Consider the following 18693-nt stretch of genomic DNA (forward strand, 5'->3'; position numbering starts at 1 on the left):
TTTAACCACTAAAACGGAACGCCCACGATACATTCCCTGTTCCACATCGATAGAAGACGATGCAAGGGAACCTCAACATTCATCTTAAAGCGAAAATGCACGCCCCAAGCGTGCATTGATCGATGAAATAAAAAAAGTTCACCCAATGGAAAAGAAAGAAAACGCTAAAGTTTTAACTACTAAAACGGAACGCCCACGATACATTCCCTGTTCCACATCGATAGAAGACGATGCAAGGGAACCTCAACATTCATCTTAAAGCGAAAATGCACGCCCCAAGCGTGCATTGATCGATGAAATAAAAAAAGTTCACCCAATGGAAAAGAAAGAAAACGCTAAAGTTTTAACTACTAAAACGGAACGCCCACGATACATTCCCTGTTCCACATCGATAGAAGACGATGCAAGGGAACCTCAACGTTCATCTTAAAGCGAAAATGCACGCCCCAAGCGTGCATTGATCGATGAAATAAAAAAAGTTCACCAATGGAAAAGAAAGAAAGCGCTCAGTCTTTAACTACTAAAACGGAACGCCCACGATACATTCCCGTTTTCAAATCAATGTGATGAGGACGACGTAATTCACCAGAATTTTTATCTTCGATATAAGTCGGCGCCTTCAGAGCATCAGCCGAACGGCGCATGCCCCTCTTCGCTGGAGAGGTTTTTCGTTTAGGTACAGCCATAAAAAGACACTCCAAATCCATTAAAACAGAAAAAGCAATGTCAAAAATGACAATGCTTCATTTAAAAACACCATAAAATTTGAAGATATTATACACTGATAAAAAAGAAGAGGCAATGTCAAAATGATCCTCCTCTTACTAAAAATGACCTTCTTATTATAAAAAATGGTGTCACAATAATCAAATGAATATCAAAAACACTGCAAAATTTGAGAATTTTATACACCAATGAAAGCTTTTTTATAAGACCTTCATTTAATTTTTATTTGGTTTCAAAAGGGATTAGCGCATACAATAGAGATACGGATAAAAAGAGAAGTTGATTTTTAATAAAAAATGACGCCAATTTATGAAAACAAGAAAAAGTGACAATCTTTCTCTTTAAATTTCATAATTTCATTTTTGTAAAAACAAAGGAAGCAAGAATGCACGAATTTACCACCCTTCTTGCAAAACATAGAGACACCGTTGAAAAACGGCTTGATACCCTGTTAAGTGATCAAATCCAAAATGGTGAAATTTCACGCCCTAAAAACTTAATCAAAGCCATGCGCTATGGTGTGCTGAACGGTGGAAAACGCTTGCGTCCTTTTCTTGTAATTCAAAGTGCTACACTTTTTGACGTCCCTGTAGAACATTCTCTTGATGTTGCATGTGCCTTAGAATGTGTCCATTGTTATTCGCTCATTCATGATGATCTTCCCGCTATGGATAACGATACACTCCGGCGTGGAAAACCCACCGTCCATATAGCATTTGATGAAGCAACAGCAATTCTAGCAGGCAATGCCCTCTTAACATTTGCCTTTGAAATCATTGCTCATAAAGCTAGTACTTTATCTACAGATATTAGAATCAAGCTGATCACGTCCCTTGCACAATCGGCAGGACTTGGCGGTATGTTAGGTGGACAAATGCTAGACCTTGAAGCTGAAAAAAGACCGCAAGAAAGTACTGACATCATCACTCTACAACACATGAAAACAGCAGCCCTAATAAGCTTTGCTTGCCAAGCAGGCGCCATCATTGGCAATGCATCTAAAGAATTAACCGAAAAGCTTACTGATTTTGGTACCTATCTTGGTTTAGCCTTTCAATTAACTGATGACCTTCTTGATGTCACCGCCAACACGCAAACCCTAGGAAAAACGGCTGGGAAAGATAAAACGGCACAAAAAGCCACTTTTATTCGCCTTTATGGCATTAAAGAAACACAAAAAAAACGCGATGAACTGATTACAAAAGCAGAAGCACTTTTACATCCTTTTGGCACCAAAGCAAAACCGCTCCAACAAGTCGCCCGCTTTAGTGCAACACGCAAAAATTAAACTTCACCCGCCCTACTTTTACACCTTCATCTTTGTTGAATGCATAATAGACTTTTCAAAGAGACTTCAATATCGTAGGTCTGCATTATAGCTCCTATCATGAAATGGATGTGCTAAATATTGAGAGGTGTTTCATTAAAACAAGCGCGCGTGAATTGATAACACAAATACATTCTAGGCATCCTATTGTGCTTGAAAAACGCCCCCCTCATCAAAAAATGAAAGAAACAAAAACGGTAAAGCAATGCGTAATATTCAGGCTTTAAAAGATATCGCCATGGATGCTTTAAAGCCGAATAAAAAACAACCGTAAAGAAAGAAACTCGTTTCTCCTTTATATCTTTAATCTTCTAACGATAAGGTAAAAAATAAACAGAATAAATATAAAACAGAGCATTTTATAAACCCGCAAAAGACAATAAAAATGCCGATTGGCTTTGTAGCCTTATCAAAATCATCTGTTGTTCATTGCCAACCGTAGAAGTACAATGCCCTCAGTAAAGAGTCGTAATTTTTATGCCTTTCCACGCTATCTTGTTGTAAAAGATCAAATATGGTTACATTCTGTAAATTCACTCGTGTATTGTTGCTCTCTAAAAACACTTTTACAAAAGTGCTGATTGTTTAGTTTAAGCATCATTTTTTTGAAACTCGTATTTAAAATATCAGAAAAAAATGAACATAATGGCTATTTTGATTTTTATGCCACCCTCAAAGAACAAAATCTTTTAACCTAATCTACTCTGTAAACAGTCTAGTGTCCTACCGAGTAGGTTTCTCTCGTTTTCCACGCATACGATTCACTTAAACTAAAGACGCGATAAACAAGACTTAAGAATATTCACCATGCACTTCTTAAAATACTTAATGTATCAAACAGGATACCTTCACTACCCTTCAAATGACGGTATGTTACGGCATAACAGGATAAATAAAGTCATCAATTTCAATAACACGAAAAAAAAATATTATTACCGATCTCTCTTTTCTTAGCAAGAAAGATATAAAACATTTGATTTATAATGGTAATTCATGTTTTTCAACTTGAATAAGAACCCTAAATACCGTAAGATTCCTTCATTTCAAATCTGTGTATATTGAATCAATCAAAATCACTTGCTTGCACCTCACAAGCGGGAAAAGCCGTGTGGAGCAAAACATCAAAGAAAGGACTAAAAAATGCCTCTTATGAACCGGCTTAAAAGCCATGGGCTGTCCACAACATTAGGAGCTAGCAAAGTGAATGATTGTGTCGGAACGCTCCTTCAAAAGCAGAAACATTTTTATTTACAAAAGTGTGTAATAACTTCAATTTAATAATAATCATGGTCACTATACAACTTTAATTCATCACGCTCTTTATCTCGTTTATTCAATTCATCACATAAAAAGAGAATTGATAAAATTAAACAGAGAATGATCATTGCAACAGAAAGATAAAAAAAGTCCTTATTATTATATATAAAAGCGCAATCTAATTTGTGATAAGTCGTTTTTTCAACCCAAGTGCAAATTTGCTCCTTTAAGTGCAGTTTTCTTATTAAGATGAAAAGCATCATTGTAAATGAACCTATACCTGTTGCCAAAGCTGGAAAATATGTCCACCTTTTGAAGCCATAATGAACAAATATGCAACATGGATAAGAAAATGCCGCGATTATTAAGACTATTATAGCCATTTAATATCCTTCGAGAGAACTTTGCTCGTTAAATGTCATTTGTAAATTCCTCTTGGTTGCATCATGTCATATATCGTGCGGAGCTCTATGCAAAAACGTGCTATTTTTCTAGTATTTTCACTATGACCAGCGTTCATACTAGACACGAGATCAATAATTTGTGTTGTAGAACTGATGCCATTTCCGCTTGAAGAATTAAGAAATTTTTTTGCGTAATCAATCATGGGGTCAGTAGAATTCATAGACATATTATAGGCCCAAATAAAATCGCTTTCTCTCCAGTTATAGTCATAACGCAAACTGCTTATGACATTGGGTAACATTGCCCATGACATCTCCTCATTATAATCACCACGCAATAAATTAACAAAGCGTCCACATAAAACAATAAGTATGTGACGATGCCATATAATATCAAATTTTGGCGCTATATTCTGATAGCCACGACTATAGATGAAGTTTCTTGCTTGTTCTTGCTTTTGAAAATGTTCAAAAGTCTCGTATTTTTCACTGATATATTCTTCGTAAAGTTTATTGTACTGCTCTAGACTATCTACACGCGTACATCCTAACAATACAAATACAGAAAAAAGAGTTATAAATGTTATAATAGGCGTTATAGATAACGATTTCATCGCTTTACCTTTTAATGACTATAATTTGTAGAACTTAACAGATTTCTATTAAATATATCAATATGTGTTTATTTATTTTTGTTTATATCAAATTATACTTAACGATATTGCTGTTTTTAGTTTTATGATTTCTCCAAGAAGAAGGGATCATTCAAAATCCGTACAAATAGGTTTTCTTTACTATCTGAAAGTATTTTCTAACGTCAGAACATGCAGAGTTCACTCTGCAACCAAAGAGAAAATACCCTAAATAAGAATGAAAGATGTAAGAAAACATCTCAATAAGATGATGTGTATTTTAAAAAAAGCAATGGTAAAATCCGCTAACTATACCAACAATAAAATCGATCATCAGAGTATCAAAACGATCATGAAGAAATCCGATTAGGACAGGCTAGAATTGTCCTCCCGCTTATTAAACACTGCGTAGCAAGACATTTCCGAAAAATATAAGCGAAAACAGGAAAATTGTTGTGCACTATCACCATTCCTTAATAAGTATATAATCCGGTACAATCATGTTCTCTATCAGCTTCTCATCTTGCCAACAACTCTTAGCGTTCAAGAATATTCATGAGAAGCCTTTTTACTTCTTTTTTATGATTTTTACACTACGCCCACTTATAATGTACAAGAAACATGATTTTGATTAATATACATAGATTTGCAATAAGAAGAACGGACAATATTCAGCTTTCTCATTCAACATGAAAACAATGATAAGACTTATAAATCAAAGCCTTGATCCACTATAATGCCCGATGAGACATGCGTGATAATGATAAGTAAATATTCTCACAGAGCTTTTTTGAGATTTCCTTCTAAAAAAAACACTGCCAACAAGTAAATCAATAAATAAACAGCAAAAATATAAACGAGCGAGAAAAAGCCAAACATATCGACCATATACGCACTCATGTAAAAAAATACCAAGAGGCTCAATCTTCCAACGGTTGACAAGAAAGATTCATATGTAGCCCTGAAATGATCACTAATACTATCATGCAAAACAACTTCTACACGAAGATATGTATACTTAATGAGATAAAAAATCATACAGACTAAAATGATAGCAATTTCTTTTTTCGGTTCAAAAAAAGCAATGGTAAAAATCAGTGAAGCTGAAAGAAACAACAGTAAAATAAAGTTCATTCTTTCACTTAGTTTTGTAAAGAGAAAACTAGCCAAAAGCTGAGAGAACAATATCAGCGAAAATGTCACACCAAGATCAAAATAAGTGACATTAATATGATGATCTTTAAATATCCACTGCCAATACTGCGAGAATATATTGAAAAAGATCAATGAAAAATAAAAGCATAAAGAAATATAAGGAACTTTAATAAAAATAGACAACATCTCCTTAGCTTCACAAATGAGAGAATTCACTTTATTTGGTTTTTTCTCCCCCTTCAAGTCATCAAGAAAAAACAAACCAAATAGTGTTGTCATCAACATTAAAAACGCCGCGATATACCATATATATTGGCTTGAATAATCAGCAAAATATGCACCGATTAAACTGAATATAAACATGCCGATGTAATTATATTGAGAGCTCGCTCCCAGCACTTTTTTAGTCGATGTCACTTTTGCTTTTGCATATTGAACAAGTAAAGCATTATAAGCCCCCGCAATCAATGTCAGTGATAAGGCATTAAAAGATTCTGCTAAAAGAAAACCGTAAAAGCTTGTAGAAAATCCCATGAGACATAGCCATGTAGCAGCAAAAGCCGCTGCCAAAACAATCGATATTTTATAACTTTTTCGATCAGCAAAATATCCCAGAGGAACATCTGTAACCATCATAATAAAAGCCTGAAACGACTTAATGATCCCGATATCAATAAGAGTTAGCCCTTTTTCAAGCATATAAAAGACAATAAAGGCACCTGTTAAAATTCTTATACCGTTAAATAAAAATCCAAATGCTAATATACTGGTCATGCATTCCCCCAATAACACCCAAAAAGGCACCATATACATCATTTTATATCAATATAAAAAGCTTATATTTCACGACAAATAGGGCAATAACCGCTATAAGGATCTCCAATCCTATCAATTTGATACCCCGAAAAATTCTGGGAAAATGCCTAAAAAATCAATAAACAATGTTCTTTCTATAATTTGACATTTGTCAAAATCCGCTAAATATTTCACTGTCTCAAAAGCAGCCCAAAAACCAGCAACAACATTTACGGATCTATTAAAGTATTCATATCATTTTGCTTAATAGTCTTAACACACTCAAGCTCATTAATATCCTTCATAAGCTTCTCATTCTAAAACAGGCATATCATCTGGTTTTACCTAAAATAATAAGCAACCAACAACAGTATTGACCATAGCTAAAGCAGCACACAACAGCACCCTCTTCACATTGAAGACAGCTTGTTTAAAAAAACGATACACCCTTTTTACTTCAACCTTATGCGATTTTTACCTCAACCTTGCCCAAAGCGTGTATGAATATAATCACTCAAAAGCGCTTCAAATTCTTCAGCAATGTGATCACCCCGCAAAGTTTTTACCTTTTGTCCCTCAATAAAAACAGGTGCCGCTGGACTTTCCCCCACTCCAGGCAAAGAGATTCCAATATCCGCATGTTTTGACTCCCCCGGTCCATTGACGATACATCCCATCACAGCCACCTTCAAACTTTCAACCCCAGGATATTTTTCACGCCAAACGGGCATATTTTTGTGTAAATCCGCTTCAATTTTTTGTGCCAATTGCTGAAATACTGTCGAGGTCGTGCGACCACATCCAGGACAAGCAGCAACAACAGGCAAAAATTGTCGAAACCCCATTACTTGCAAAAGTTCTTGTGCAACTTTGACTTCTCGTGTTCGATCACCACCAGGTTCAGGAGTTAATGAAATTCGTATCGTATCACCAATCCCTTGCTGTAATAAAATGCCCAAAGCCACCGAAGAAGCCACAACCCCCTTTGTTCCCATCCCTGCTTCTGTCAAACCCAAATGGAGTGCATAATCACAACGCTCTGCCAGGGCAATATAGACAGCAATAAGATCTTGGACATCACTCACTTTAGCAGAAAGAATAATTTTATCACGTCCCAATCCTAACTCTTCTGCTAAAGCAGCCGAAAGCAAAGCCGACTGAACAACAGTTTCCCGCATCACTTCAGCCACAGATAAGGGTTTTTCTTGCTGTGCATTTTCATCCATAAGCCGTGTTAACAACGCATTATCAAGAGAACCCCAATTCACACCAATGCGAATAGGTTTATGATACCGACAAGCAATCTCTATAATTTCCGCAAATTGGCGATCTTTTTTTGCACCAAAGCCAACATTTCCAGGATTGATGCGATATTTTGCAAGCGCCTCAGCACACGCAGGATGCTCTGATAAAAGCTTATGACCAATATAATGAAAATCCCCCACCAATGGGATAAAAAAACCTAACCTCTCCAATCGCTCCCGTATTTTTGGGACAGCAGCTGCTGCTTCATCGCGATCAACAGTAATCCGAACCAATTGAGACCCAGCTTGCCAAAGAGCAGAAACCTGCGCAACAGTTGCATCAACATCCGCTGTATCTGTATTGGTCATTGACTGGACAACAATCGGGCTCTCCCCCCCAACGATCACATCACCAACAGCAACACCAACAGACCGACGACGCTCAAGTGGTTTAGATAAAGGATAGGTCGTACTCATCAAGTCCTCAAATTTTTAAAACCTGCGCTATCAATCATCGTTTATATCGACTTCCTCCGCGCTTCAAAGGACGAAAATTACACCGCCCACCAATCTTAACAGATTGCTCTCAAAAGGTTCTACCTACTAACACTGATGCAATACAATTCATAGGTGGATTCATTCTATAGACGCACCGGATAAGTTCTACTACTTCTGTTCAAGTTTATACTTCTACACTTGGTTGCTTCAAAAAGAAACTGAAACAAAACAGAGACAATACTGTATTTTTAAGTTGCATGCCGATACCTTACATCAATGTCATCACAAAACAGTGTTTTACAACACAACAGATAACGCCTAACAAAGCGCAATTTTTAAAAATGCATGAAAGACATCGCCAAATTAATCCAACATATTGATTTGTAATAATCTATTTTTTACAAATTTAAATGGCAAACCCAAATATCGTAAGATTTCCTCATTTTAAATCTTCTTAATTGAATCAATCAATGCCACTCCCTACAGCCACAAGAGAATAGATAGATAAAAATTTCTTATAAACTATTTCAAGTGCCAAAAGTTATCCCAACACTTTAAACAAACAAAAAAATGAAGACATCGCCCACCATCTTTATGAATGAACCTTACACCATTTTGTAAAAATTTTTACCTTACATCCTTAACAAACACCATCACGAAATGAACTCGAGTACATTAAAAAATGCCTCATTAAACCCAAACTCTTAACTATCATCTCACCCACGCGCGGCATGATCAATGCAACCTTTCAATTTTCAAGCCGTTATAGCAAAACCCCAAACACAATTCCAACGATCATGCAACAATTTAACATATGAAGGAGTCAATAAATGTGTCTATTTTCACCCCATAGAAAAAATGCTAAAATTAAAAAACGTATAGCACAATTAAAAAGAGAGCTGGTTCCCGTAAATTATTGGAGTTCTCAAAATGATAGCTTTGAAAACATTTCTGAGCTGTTTAACACATGGAAACAAAAAGGCCGTCACGCACTTTATCACCTCAACGAACATGCTACAGAATTAAAGAAAAAAGCGAAAGAAAATCCTAAAAAAACCCTCGCATTAGCAGCAGGAGTCGTTTTAGTAAGCTTCTTGCTGATCCGTAAAAATTAATAACACAAGCAACAACCTCCCCTTTTAATGCCCGACTCAAAACGGGCATTTTTATGGTTTACAAAATATAAACTTTACGTCTTCCTCCTAACTTTACGCCCTCTCCCAAAAGGATAAGTTTTTCATCCGCCTCATCCGTCTTTGACTTCCTCCCCACACCTCAAAGAATGGAGATTCCTACCAGTCACCGGACTGTCAACAGTCCAGCATCTCTCGGCAGGCTTCACCTGCTGACCATTTACGCGGTTCACTTTATAGGCGCGATAGACAAGCCCTGCCCTGAATACTGATCACGATATCTAAAAAACACTTAATATGTAAAGCTTGTAATGCCTTATATCACCGCTCTAAACAACGCTGTTTTACGGCATAACAGGATAATCCAACTTTTTATCTCGCAGACTCTTCCGCTGTCCACCCATGTGGTTCGTATCACCTCACCTCAAAGGACAGTGTTGCTAGAAACTACAGGCACACAGCTTTCAATATTCCATCCCTCTACTACTGAGTTACTTCAAAAGAAATAGAAACGATTAAAAATGCATGCGCTTTAATGTTCTAAAAAGCATTATTTTACAGCATAACAAATAAGAACTTTAAGAGCTTTAAAAGATGTATCATAACAAACCAAACGAAATCTTCCAACGTAAACAACCACTTGCTATAAGTAAATGACGCAAAAATTAAACTGAAAAAACCCAAAATTTTATCCTCCAGAATCGACCCGTTGCGAAGTATCTACATACGTAACCACGGACATCCCAGGGATGAGCTTTTCAATTCCTTCCTGCCCAGGATCTAAAGCAATCCGTACTGAAATACGTTGCGCAATTTTGATAAAATTACCAATAGTTGTATCTGTTTTTAACAATGAAAACTCTGAGCCTGTAGCAGGTGCAAAACGAACCACACGCCCTGTTAACTTTTTGTTGTTCAATGCATCAACAGAAAAAACAACCGGTTGTCCCACACGCATCTGAGAAAGTTGCGTTTCCTTATAATTAGCAATAATCCAAATATCATCAGAAATAACAGAAACCAATTGTGTCCCCGGCATAACATATTGCCCTACCCGCGCTCCAACTAATCCAATATAGCCTGTTCGAGGAGATAAAATCTTTGTGTGATCGAGATTAAGTTTTGCTAACTCAACACTCACCTTTGCTCCCGCAATTTCTGACTGTAAACTTTGCCGTTCAAGATTTAATTGTTTTTGCAATTGTCGTTTTGTTTCCAATGCCGTCAAAAGTTGTGAAAGAGGACGAGAAACAGAACTTGCCGTATCACCAAAACCTAACTTTTTACTTTCAGGGACAATATTGGAGAATGCTCGTGAACGCGCCAATTCGACTTCTGCAGCATTAATTTCGCCCTGCAAAAGCTGTGCTTGCAATTCAATACTTGCTAGTTTTGCATTTTTTGAATCGAGAATAGCCTGTGCCCGTGCAAACTGCTGACGAAAAAGAGAATCATCGAGCTCAAAGAGCAACATTCCCTTTTCAACGCGTTGATAATCTTGCACATAAATCCGCGCGATCACCCCAGAGATCTGTGAACTAACCAGCGTAACATTGCCCTTAATGGAAGCATTATCCGTTATTTGGATGTGACTCACAAAAGGAGGAAGTCTCCAAGCCCATAAAATCAGTAAAACACCCGTAATACCTGATAGGAATGCAATAATTGTAGCTTTTGATCGTAATGCTTTTATCATTTTTTGCACCCCTCTTTCTATGACATTACTCTACTTTTCTAATGCTCGCAAAGAGCATGACTTAACAATCATTGTGACAAGAAAAATAACGAATGCAATCATTGAAATATAAAAATAAAGCCTAAAAACGTCATCATAAGCAAAAATATTTGCTGTTAACTTAAATTTTTCTATCAACATAGAAGTACCCTGCTCACTCCCCAAGCCATTGGGAACAGAGACACCATAAGAAGGCGAAAACAAAGTATTCATCTCACCAGAAATAAGTGGATCAGTAACAACAATATTTTGTGTTAAAGACTCAAAGTTCTTATGGGCAAAATAAAACTGTAGGCTGCCAAAAAAAGCAGACCCCATCAATCCCCCTGTCACTTGCGTTAACAAAAAAACAGCAATAAAGCTTAAAACATAACGCGGACCTCTCTCACCAGCGAGCACAAACCCTTTGAAAAGAGCAGGCGGCAAAAACAGTGCATAACTAAAACTCACCAATCCTTGGCTCAACATCATATCTTGCGGACGCGTTAAATGGTTTACACGACTATCTAAATAAGCTCCCAGCGCCAAACAACCCAAAGATAACAAATAAAAATAATCCTCACGCCCCGCTCGTAAAAAAAAGACACAAACAGCTCCCCCTAACAAAATACCTAGTACCACAGCAAGATACATGGGCGCCATCTCACGATTAAGCAAACCAAAAAGATTAAAAAAGCCTACGGGCAAATTTGACCGTTCTAACAAGAAAACATGAAAGATAAATAAAATAAAAACAGATTGGACCATTTCCTTACTGAAAATCCACCGGAGATCAATCAACGGTTTTTCTCTATTAAGCTCAATAATAATAGCAATAGCCAATGAGAAAATGGCAAGTGCGAGCCCCCAACCAATCCATGGTGCTTCATACCACCAATACAATATGCCAACAGACATAATCACGGCATTTAATCCAAGACCAAGAGCAATCAAACCATAGCTTATCCAATCTAACTTTTGAATCACCTTACTGCGAACAACAGGCGTTAGGGGCAAAGTATAGATACAAACCAAGCTGATGAGAACCAATCCCATTTCCAGCGCGGAAAGACTGGAAAAACCACCATGTTCCAGCAAATCAGGAGAAATCAAACGTGATAAAGGTGCCGCTAAAGCAGCATTCATATAATTCAAGCTAAGACCAATAGTAAACTTCTTTGCTGGAGCAAAAGCCTCCATCATATAAAGCAGAGCAAGCGAAGCCAAAGGTGCAGCAGCAATCCCAGCGAAAAAGCGAATAATCAATGCAGAACGCAAATCCGTAACAAAGAGCTGTAAAACACAAACCAAAACGAAGCCAAGGATTGATAATTCAGCAAAAGCGCGCAACCCAAATTGATAGCGAATTTTGATCAACATAATCGCTATACTTACATTTGGCGCCATATAAGCCGCTACCAACCATGTTGTCTCGGTCAAAGTTGCGTGAAAATCACCGGTCAGATGGACAATGTTAGACTGAACAATATTAGCCCCTAAACCATAAGCCCATTGCAAAATAAGAGAAGCCAAAATATAAACAAAGCACTTTGGCAAAGGCCCTGCAAAAACACGACCAGGACGAGGAAAAGGTTTTCCGCTCCTTTTAGCAGACACAACCGTACTCTTTTTCCCGCTCATGTCACCTTTTCCTGTCTACCCTTGCTACGCCTCTATCAACGAAGAACCATCAGCTGACAATTGCTGGAAAAAAGCCTCTATTTTATGTTTATCCTCATCACTTGCTCCCCCCTTTAACGTCGCTTGAACTTGCAAAATCTGCTGTTCTAATACATCAAAAGAAAGATGCTCTACAGCCACAACATGCTCTACCAATAAAGAGCAGCCTGAAAAGGTAATATTTGCAACACCTCCACATACAGCAAATAATTTCTCACCTAAAGAAGTGCGAACACGAACACTGCCCAACACAATACTTGCCACCAATGGCGCATGATGCGCCATAACTGTTAAAGAACCTGAAGCTGAAGGAAGAACAACAGACACGACCTGATCTGAAAACACAATTTTTTCAGGCGATACAAGCTCAAACAAAAAATGCTCTTCTCTATTGTTTTCCACAAAAGTCTCCACAATACCCGATATAAGGACTTTCCGTTTTTTTCAACGACTCGTCCTTTTTAACGACAAAATATTCATGACAGTTTTCTTCTTAATAAGAAATTTCCTACTAAGAAGCCTCTGCCATAAGACGCTTTCCTTTTTCAAGTGCTTCATCAATCGAACCAACCATATAAAAAGCAGCTTCTGGCAAATCATCATAATCGCCAGCACAAAGACCTTTAAAACCTTTGATTGTCTCTTCTAAAGGGACGAGTTTTCCCGGTGAACCAGTAAAGGCTTCCGCCACATGGAAAGGTTGCGAAAGGAAACGTTCAATTTTACGTGCCCGTCCCACCAGCAATTTGTCGTCTTCAGAAAGTTCATCCATTCCAAGAATAGCAATAATATCCTGAAGTGCCCTATAACGTTGTAAAATAGTTTGCACTTGACAAGCAACCGTATAATGCTCTTCCCCCACAATCAATGGATCCAACATACGCGAGAAAGAGTCAAGCGGATCAACCGCTGGATAGATTCCCTTTTCAGCAATAGAGCGCGAAAGAACTGTCGTTGCATCCAAATGGGCAAAAGACGTTGCCGGTGCTGGATCTGTCAAGTCATCTGCAGGAACATAAATCGCTTGAACAGAGGTAATAGAGCCTGTTTTTGTACTGGTAATACGTTCTTGCAAAGCCCCCATATCCGTTGCCAAAGTTGGCTGATACCCCACAGCAGAAGGAATACGCCCTAAAAGAGCAGACACCTCAGCTCCTGCTTGCGTGAAACGGAAAATATTATCCACAAAGAAAAGAACATCTTGTCCTTCATCACGGAAACTTTCCGCAATTGTCAATCCTGAAAGAGCCACACGCGCACGTGCTCCTGGGGGTTCATTCATTTGCCCGTAAACAAGCGCACATTTTGATCCTTCCGTTGAACCATTATTCTCTCTTGGATTCACATTCACGCGACTTTCGATCATTTCATAATAAAGATCATTTCCTTCACGCGTACGTTCTCCCACACCAGCAAATACGGAATAACCACCGTGTGCCTTTGCAATATTGTTTATAAGTTCCATAATGAGAACGGTTTTTCCAACACCAGCACCACCAAATAAGCCAATTTTACCCCCTTTAGAATAAGGAGCTAACAAATCCACGACTTTAATACCAGTGACGAGAATTTCTGAAACCGTTGATTGCTCAACATATTCAGGCGCTTCTTGGTGAATAGAACGCGTTTTAGTTGCAGGAATTGGTCCCACATTATCCACCGGCTCTCCAATCACATTCATAATACGTCCCAATGTCGCTTCTCCTACAGGAACGCTAATTTGCGTTCCTGTATCCACAACCTTTTGGCCCCGCATCAGACCATCAGTTGTATCCATAGCAATCGTACGCACAGTATTTTCACCCAAATGCTGAGCAACTTCCAACACCAAACGATTGCCTAAATTCTCTGTTTCCAAAGCATTGAGAATATTTGGCAATGCGCCTTCAAATTGCACATCAACGACAGCACCAATAACCTGCTTGATCACACCAACAGCGCCTTTTGCCTGCTCTTCTTTTTTTGCGGATATATCTTTTTTTACAGGCGTATCTTTAGCTGCACTACGCGCAGATGCAGACGAAGCCTTGACACCCGCTTGAGATTTCGAAGCGGCTTTTTTCACGCCGGAACGATCAGTTGGCTTCTTTTTTTCACCTTTTTCTGTTCCTTTGCTTGAGGTTACTGCTTTTACCATCAATCCTTACCTTTTCCATTTAAAGCGCTTCAGCGCCCGCAATAATTTCGATCAATTCTGTCGTAATCTGTGCCTGACGCTGACGATTATAAGCCACCGTCAATTTATTAATCATTTCACCTGCATTGCGCGATGCATTGTCCATAGCCGTCATCTTTGCGCCCATTTCACCAGCAACATTTTCCAACAAAGCCCGAAAGATTTGCACCGAAAGATTGCGTGGCACAAGCGTCTCTAAAAGAGAAGCAGCATCCGGTTCATACTCATAAACAATCGATTGAGATCCCTTACTATGATCGGTTTGCTCTACAACATCTATGGCCTCAACAACTGCTTTTGGAGCAATCATTGGAATCAAACCAAAAGCTGTCGGTCGCTGATTAATGACGGAAACAAATTCAGAATAAAACAGCGTACAGACATCGAAAGCGCCATCATTGAATAAATCAACAATCCGTTGACTAATCATCACCGCCTCTGCAAAACCAATTCGCTTTACAGCATGCAAATCGATGTGATCAATTATCAAACCTTTGTAATCACGCGATAAAATATCCGCACCTTTTTTACCTACGGTAATAATTTTCACTATTTTACCAGATGCCAACAGTGCTTTAATCTGTTCACGTGCACGACGAGCAATTTGCACATTAAAAGCACCACACAAACCGCGCTCAGCAGTACATACTACCAGGAGATGCACATCATCTCGCCCTGTGCCTCGCATAAGAGCAGGCGCATCAACACCATCCACATCAGCAGCGACACTGGTCAAAATATCAGCCATTCTCTTTGCATAAGGACGAGCAGACTGCGCCGCCTCTTGTGCACGATGTAACCTTGCTGCTGCAACCATCTGCATAGCTTTAGTAATCTTTTGTGTTGCTTTAACCGAAGCGATACGGTCTCTAAGATCCTTTAGTGAGGCCATTCAAGCATTCCATTAATTCATCACGAAAAATTTTTCGCATAAGTGTTAAGAACCGTCATCAACTTATCTTTCAGCTCGTCTGTTAACTGCTTTTGCTCGGCAATTGCCTTTAAGAGATCTTGATAATCACTCCGCAAAAGCACCAAAAGCCCCTGCTCAAACCGCGCAACATCAGAAACCGCTAGAGAATCAAGATAGCCATTCACACCCGCGAAAATAACCACCACCTGTTCTTCTGTTTTGAGTGGAGAAAATTGTGGCTGCTTTAAAAGCTCAGTCAAGCGTGCTCCTCGATTCAGCAGACGCTGGGTTGACGCATCCAAATCAGAGCCAAACTGCGCAAAAGCTGCCATTTCACGATATTGCGCCAATTCACCTTTAATCGAGCCGGCAACCTGTTTCATCGCCTTAATTTGTGCAGCAGAACCAACACGCGACACAGAAAGACCAACATTTACAGCGGGACGAATTCCTTGATAAAACAAATTAGTCTCTAGAAAAATTTGCCCATCCGTAATCGAAATCACATTTGTAGGAATATAGGCGGAAACATCATTTGCTTGCGTTTCAATGACTGGCAAAGCTGTCAAAGACCCAGATCCATTTTCTGCATTCAACTTCGCAGCCCGCTCTAAAAGACGCGAATGAAGATAGAAAACATCTCCCGGATAAGCTTCACGACCTGGAGGACGACGTAACAAAAGAGACATTTGACGATAAGCCACCGCCTGTTTTGACAAGTCATCATAACCGATCAAAGCATGTTGCCCATTATCACGAAAATATTCGCCCATAGCACATCCGGCAAGAGGCGCAATAAATTGCAATGGCGCTGGATCAGAAGCGGTTGCTGCCACAATAATAGAATATTCCAGTGCTCCACGTTCTTCCAAAACTTTAACGAACTGCGCCACCGTCGAACGTTTTTGACCGATAGCGACATAAATGCAATAAACTTTGTCTTGTTCTCGTCCAGCCTCTTTTTCATGAAAAGGCTTTTGGTTTAAAAATGTATCGAGCAAAATCGCTGTTTTTCCTGTCTGGCGATCACCAATCACTAATTCACGCTGCCCCCGTCCAATGGGGATGAGTGCGTCAATCGCTTTCAATCCGGTCGACATCGGTTCATGCACAGACTGACGCGGAATAATTCCAGGCGCCTTAACATCAACACGACGACGTTCTGTTGCTTTAATGGGTCCCTTACCATCGATAGGATTTCCCAATGCATCAACCACACGCCCAAGCAAAGCGGGACCCACAGGAACATCCACAATAGCACCCAATCGTTTTACACAATCCCCTTCACGGATATCGCGATCTGAGCCAAAAATGACCACACCAACATTATCAATTTCCAAATTGAGAGCCATACCGCGCACACCGTTTGGAAAAGCAACCATTTCCCCTGCTTGGACATTATCCAAACCATAAACGCGGGCGATACCATCCCCAACAGAGAGAACCCAACCAATTTCTGAAACCTCAGCCTTTTGGTCAAAGTTTTTGATTTGCTCTTTTAGAATTTTTGAAATTTCAGATGGTCTAATATCCATCAGCTGACCTCTTTTTTCAATGCAAGCTTAAGCGAAGACAATTTTGTTAGAAGGGACGTATCAATTTGAGACGCCCCCACACGAACGATTAATCCACCAAGAATCGTTGGATCCACAATGATGTGTAGCAAAACTTTTCCCCCGACGACACTTTCCAAAGCCTCACACAATTCTTGTCTTTGTTGAGAACTTAAGGAGCGCGCAGAAATAATTTGTGCTGTTACTTGATTACGAGCGCGTGCAACACAACGTTGAAAAGCATGTAAAATACCAAATACGGCACTAAGCCTACGGTTTGCTGCAATAACGCATAAAAAATCACCAATAACCTGTCCTGCGTTTTTATCAGCAAATTTGATGTTTTCACAAATAGATTGCATCACCTTAATTTGCTCTTTGACTGAAAAGAATGGACTGAGCACAAAGCGTTTTAAATCTTCATTTTGCTCCAAGACAAGCAAAATTTTTTCCACTGCCTTTTCAACTTTTTCAACGTTCCCCGCTTCTTGAACGCAATCAAAAAGCGCTTGCGCATAGCGTTGATCTACCAACGGCAGCGGTATGAGAGAAAATGAATCCGACACGAAATACCGCCTCTTTCCCTTGAGCGACTCTCTGATAGTTATCAGATGAAATGAAACAGACACTCTCCATTTTAAGAATCTTCTTCTTAAAACCTAGAACAAAAATCACTTGGTTTCTAGCATAGACATAACTGACTCGCAACACCACAAATCGCTGCTTTTTAAAAATTTTAATAAAATATTCAAAATATTTTTAAAAAGCATTTTTTTAGATATACAGGATGGCATCATAGTTTTTTTATGCCTCTTTTTGACATTCTCTGAGCGATTTTTTTCACTCTCTTTAATTTTACTCCCAATGCTCTTTCCACCCCCAAAAAACGGTTCTTCCTTAACATTAAAAATCACCCTTATCACCACAAGAGCTTTCACGAGAAGCAACTATGCATTGCCTCACACTTTTGTTTATTGCGCTCTAGAATGGGATTACATCCCTCACGAGAACAGCACGCCATTGGGTTGCAATTTAACAGGCTTGTTTTAAAGAGACATCTCTCAAAGCTCCCAAGCCCATTTATGACAGCACCCATAAATGGTATAACAGTAAATCCATTGAGCCCCCATCTTTACGCTTATGAAGAAACAAGCGTTCCCCACACCACACACTTTGCCCAGTTCCCAATATTGCGACAGCCCTTGGCATTAGAGACGATTCATAAGAAGCACTTTTACTCCTTATCTTCTATAGTTTCACTCCACATACTCAATTCCCGCTTGTTATGTACAAGCGAATAATTTTGATTGATTTAACATACACAGGTTTGAAACGAGAGAAGCTTACGATATTCGAAACTCTCATTCAACATACAAAACAATGCATTATCCTTATAAACAAGGCTGCGACTGCGACTGCGACTGCGACTGCGACTGCGACTGCGACTGCGACTGCGACTGCGACTGCGACTGCGACTGCGACTGCG

At 39.0% G+C, this 18693-nt stretch carries 15 protein-coding genes; 3 read left to right on the forward strand and 12 right to left on the reverse strand.

Annotation, left to right across the window (positions count from 1 at the left end):
• Positions 1–506: 506 nt before the first annotated feature.
• Entirely contained in the window at positions 507–686 is a 180-nt protein-coding gene (rpmF, locus tag ACFIM8_RS03415; RefSeq protein ID WP_005774555.1) for a 50S ribosomal protein L32, read from the reverse strand.
• 425 nt (positions 687–1111) lie between these two features.
• Between rpmF and ACFIM8_RS03420 the strand changes: the two genes are divergently transcribed.
• Positions 1112–2014 carry a polyprenyl synthetase family protein gene (locus ACFIM8_RS03420; protein WP_375606573.1) on the forward strand — a complete coding sequence of 301 codons (903 nt, stop codon included), beginning with the start codon at positions 1112–1114 and terminating at the stop codon, positions 2012–2014.
• A gap of 1714 nt (positions 2015–3728) precedes the next feature.
• Here ACFIM8_RS03420 and ACFIM8_RS03425 read toward each other — a convergent pair.
• The 3 genes from ACFIM8_RS03425 to ispG all read right to left on the reverse strand — a co-directional run bounded on the left by ACFIM8_RS03425 (position 3729) and on the right by ispG (position 8017).
• On the reverse strand, positions 3729–4328 hold the full coding sequence (locus ACFIM8_RS03425; protein ID WP_375614517.1) for a hypothetical protein: 600 nt from the start codon (positions 4326–4328) through the stop codon (positions 3729–3731).
• Positions 4329–5123: 795 nt separating this feature from the next.
• Positions 5124–6275 (reverse strand): MFS transporter, encoded by a 1152-nt coding sequence (locus ACFIM8_RS03430; RefSeq protein WP_375608613.1) that lies wholly within the window; start codon positions 6273–6275, stop codon positions 5124–5126.
• 500 nt (positions 6276–6775) lie between these two features.
• Positions 6776–8017, reverse strand: a complete 1242-nt coding sequence (gene ispG, locus ACFIM8_RS03435; protein ID WP_375606576.1) for a flavodoxin-dependent (E)-4-hydroxy-3-methylbut-2-enyl-diphosphate synthase — start codon at positions 8015–8017, stop codon at positions 6776–6778.
• An 851-nt stretch (positions 8018–8868) separates the two neighbouring features.
• Between ispG and ACFIM8_RS03440 the strand changes: the two genes are divergently transcribed.
• On the forward strand, positions 8869–9153 hold the full coding sequence (locus ACFIM8_RS03440) for a hypothetical protein (protein WP_375606577.1): 285 nt from the start codon (positions 8869–8871) through the stop codon (positions 9151–9153).
• A gap of 706 nt (positions 9154–9859) precedes the next feature.
• Here ACFIM8_RS03440 and ACFIM8_RS03445 read toward each other — a convergent pair.
• From ACFIM8_RS03445 to ACFIM8_RS03480, 8 genes are all read right to left on the reverse strand, one after another.
• Positions 9860–10867, reverse strand: a complete 1008-nt coding sequence (locus tag ACFIM8_RS03445; protein WP_375606578.1) for an HlyD family secretion protein — start codon at positions 10865–10867, stop codon at positions 9860–9862.
• A 30-nt stretch (positions 10868–10897) separates the two neighbouring features.
• Positions 10898–12526 (reverse strand): MFS transporter, encoded by a 1629-nt coding sequence (locus tag ACFIM8_RS03450; RefSeq protein ID WP_375606579.1) that lies wholly within the window; start codon positions 12524–12526, stop codon positions 10898–10900.
• 24 nt (positions 12527–12550) lie between these two features.
• Entirely contained in the window at positions 12551–12967 is a 417-nt protein-coding gene (gene atpC, locus ACFIM8_RS03455; protein WP_375606580.1) for an ATP synthase F1 subunit epsilon, read from the reverse strand.
• A 109-nt stretch (positions 12968–13076) separates the two neighbouring features.
• Entirely contained in the window at positions 13077–14702 is a 1626-nt protein-coding gene (gene atpD, locus ACFIM8_RS03460) for a F0F1 ATP synthase subunit beta (RefSeq protein ID WP_375614518.1), read from the reverse strand.
• 19 nt (positions 14703–14721) lie between these two features.
• Positions 14722–15633, reverse strand: a complete 912-nt coding sequence (locus ACFIM8_RS03465; protein ID WP_375608610.1) for a F0F1 ATP synthase subunit gamma — start codon at positions 15631–15633, stop codon at positions 14722–14724.
• Positions 15634–15653: 20 nt separating this feature from the next.
• The gene (gene atpA, locus ACFIM8_RS03470; RefSeq protein ID WP_375606583.1) at positions 15654–17189 is read right to left on the reverse strand and encodes a F0F1 ATP synthase subunit alpha; all 1536 of its coding nucleotides are present in this window, start codon (positions 17187–17189) and stop codon (positions 15654–15656) included.
• Positions 17189–17773, reverse strand: coding sequence for an ATP synthase F1 subunit delta (gene atpH, locus ACFIM8_RS03475; RefSeq protein ID WP_375614519.1), 585 nt, complete (start codon positions 17771–17773; stop codon positions 17189–17191). Before atpH ends, atpA begins: the two co-directional genes overlap by 1 nt.
• Before the next feature lie 105 nt (positions 17774–17878).
• Positions 17879–18145, reverse strand: coding sequence for a hypothetical protein (locus ACFIM8_RS03480; RefSeq protein WP_375614520.1), 267 nt, complete (start codon positions 18143–18145; stop codon positions 17879–17881).
• A 365-nt stretch (positions 18146–18510) separates the two neighbouring features.
• Here ACFIM8_RS03480 and ACFIM8_RS03485 point away from each other — a divergent pair.
• The coding region (locus ACFIM8_RS03485) for a hypothetical protein (RefSeq protein ID WP_375614521.1) at positions 18511–18693 on the forward strand (183 nt) is incomplete at its 3' end.

It is taken from the genome of Bartonella sp. AC535YNZD (assembly GCF_042196625.1).
GTDB lineage: Bacteria > Pseudomonadota > Alphaproteobacteria > Rhizobiales > Rhizobiaceae > Bartonella.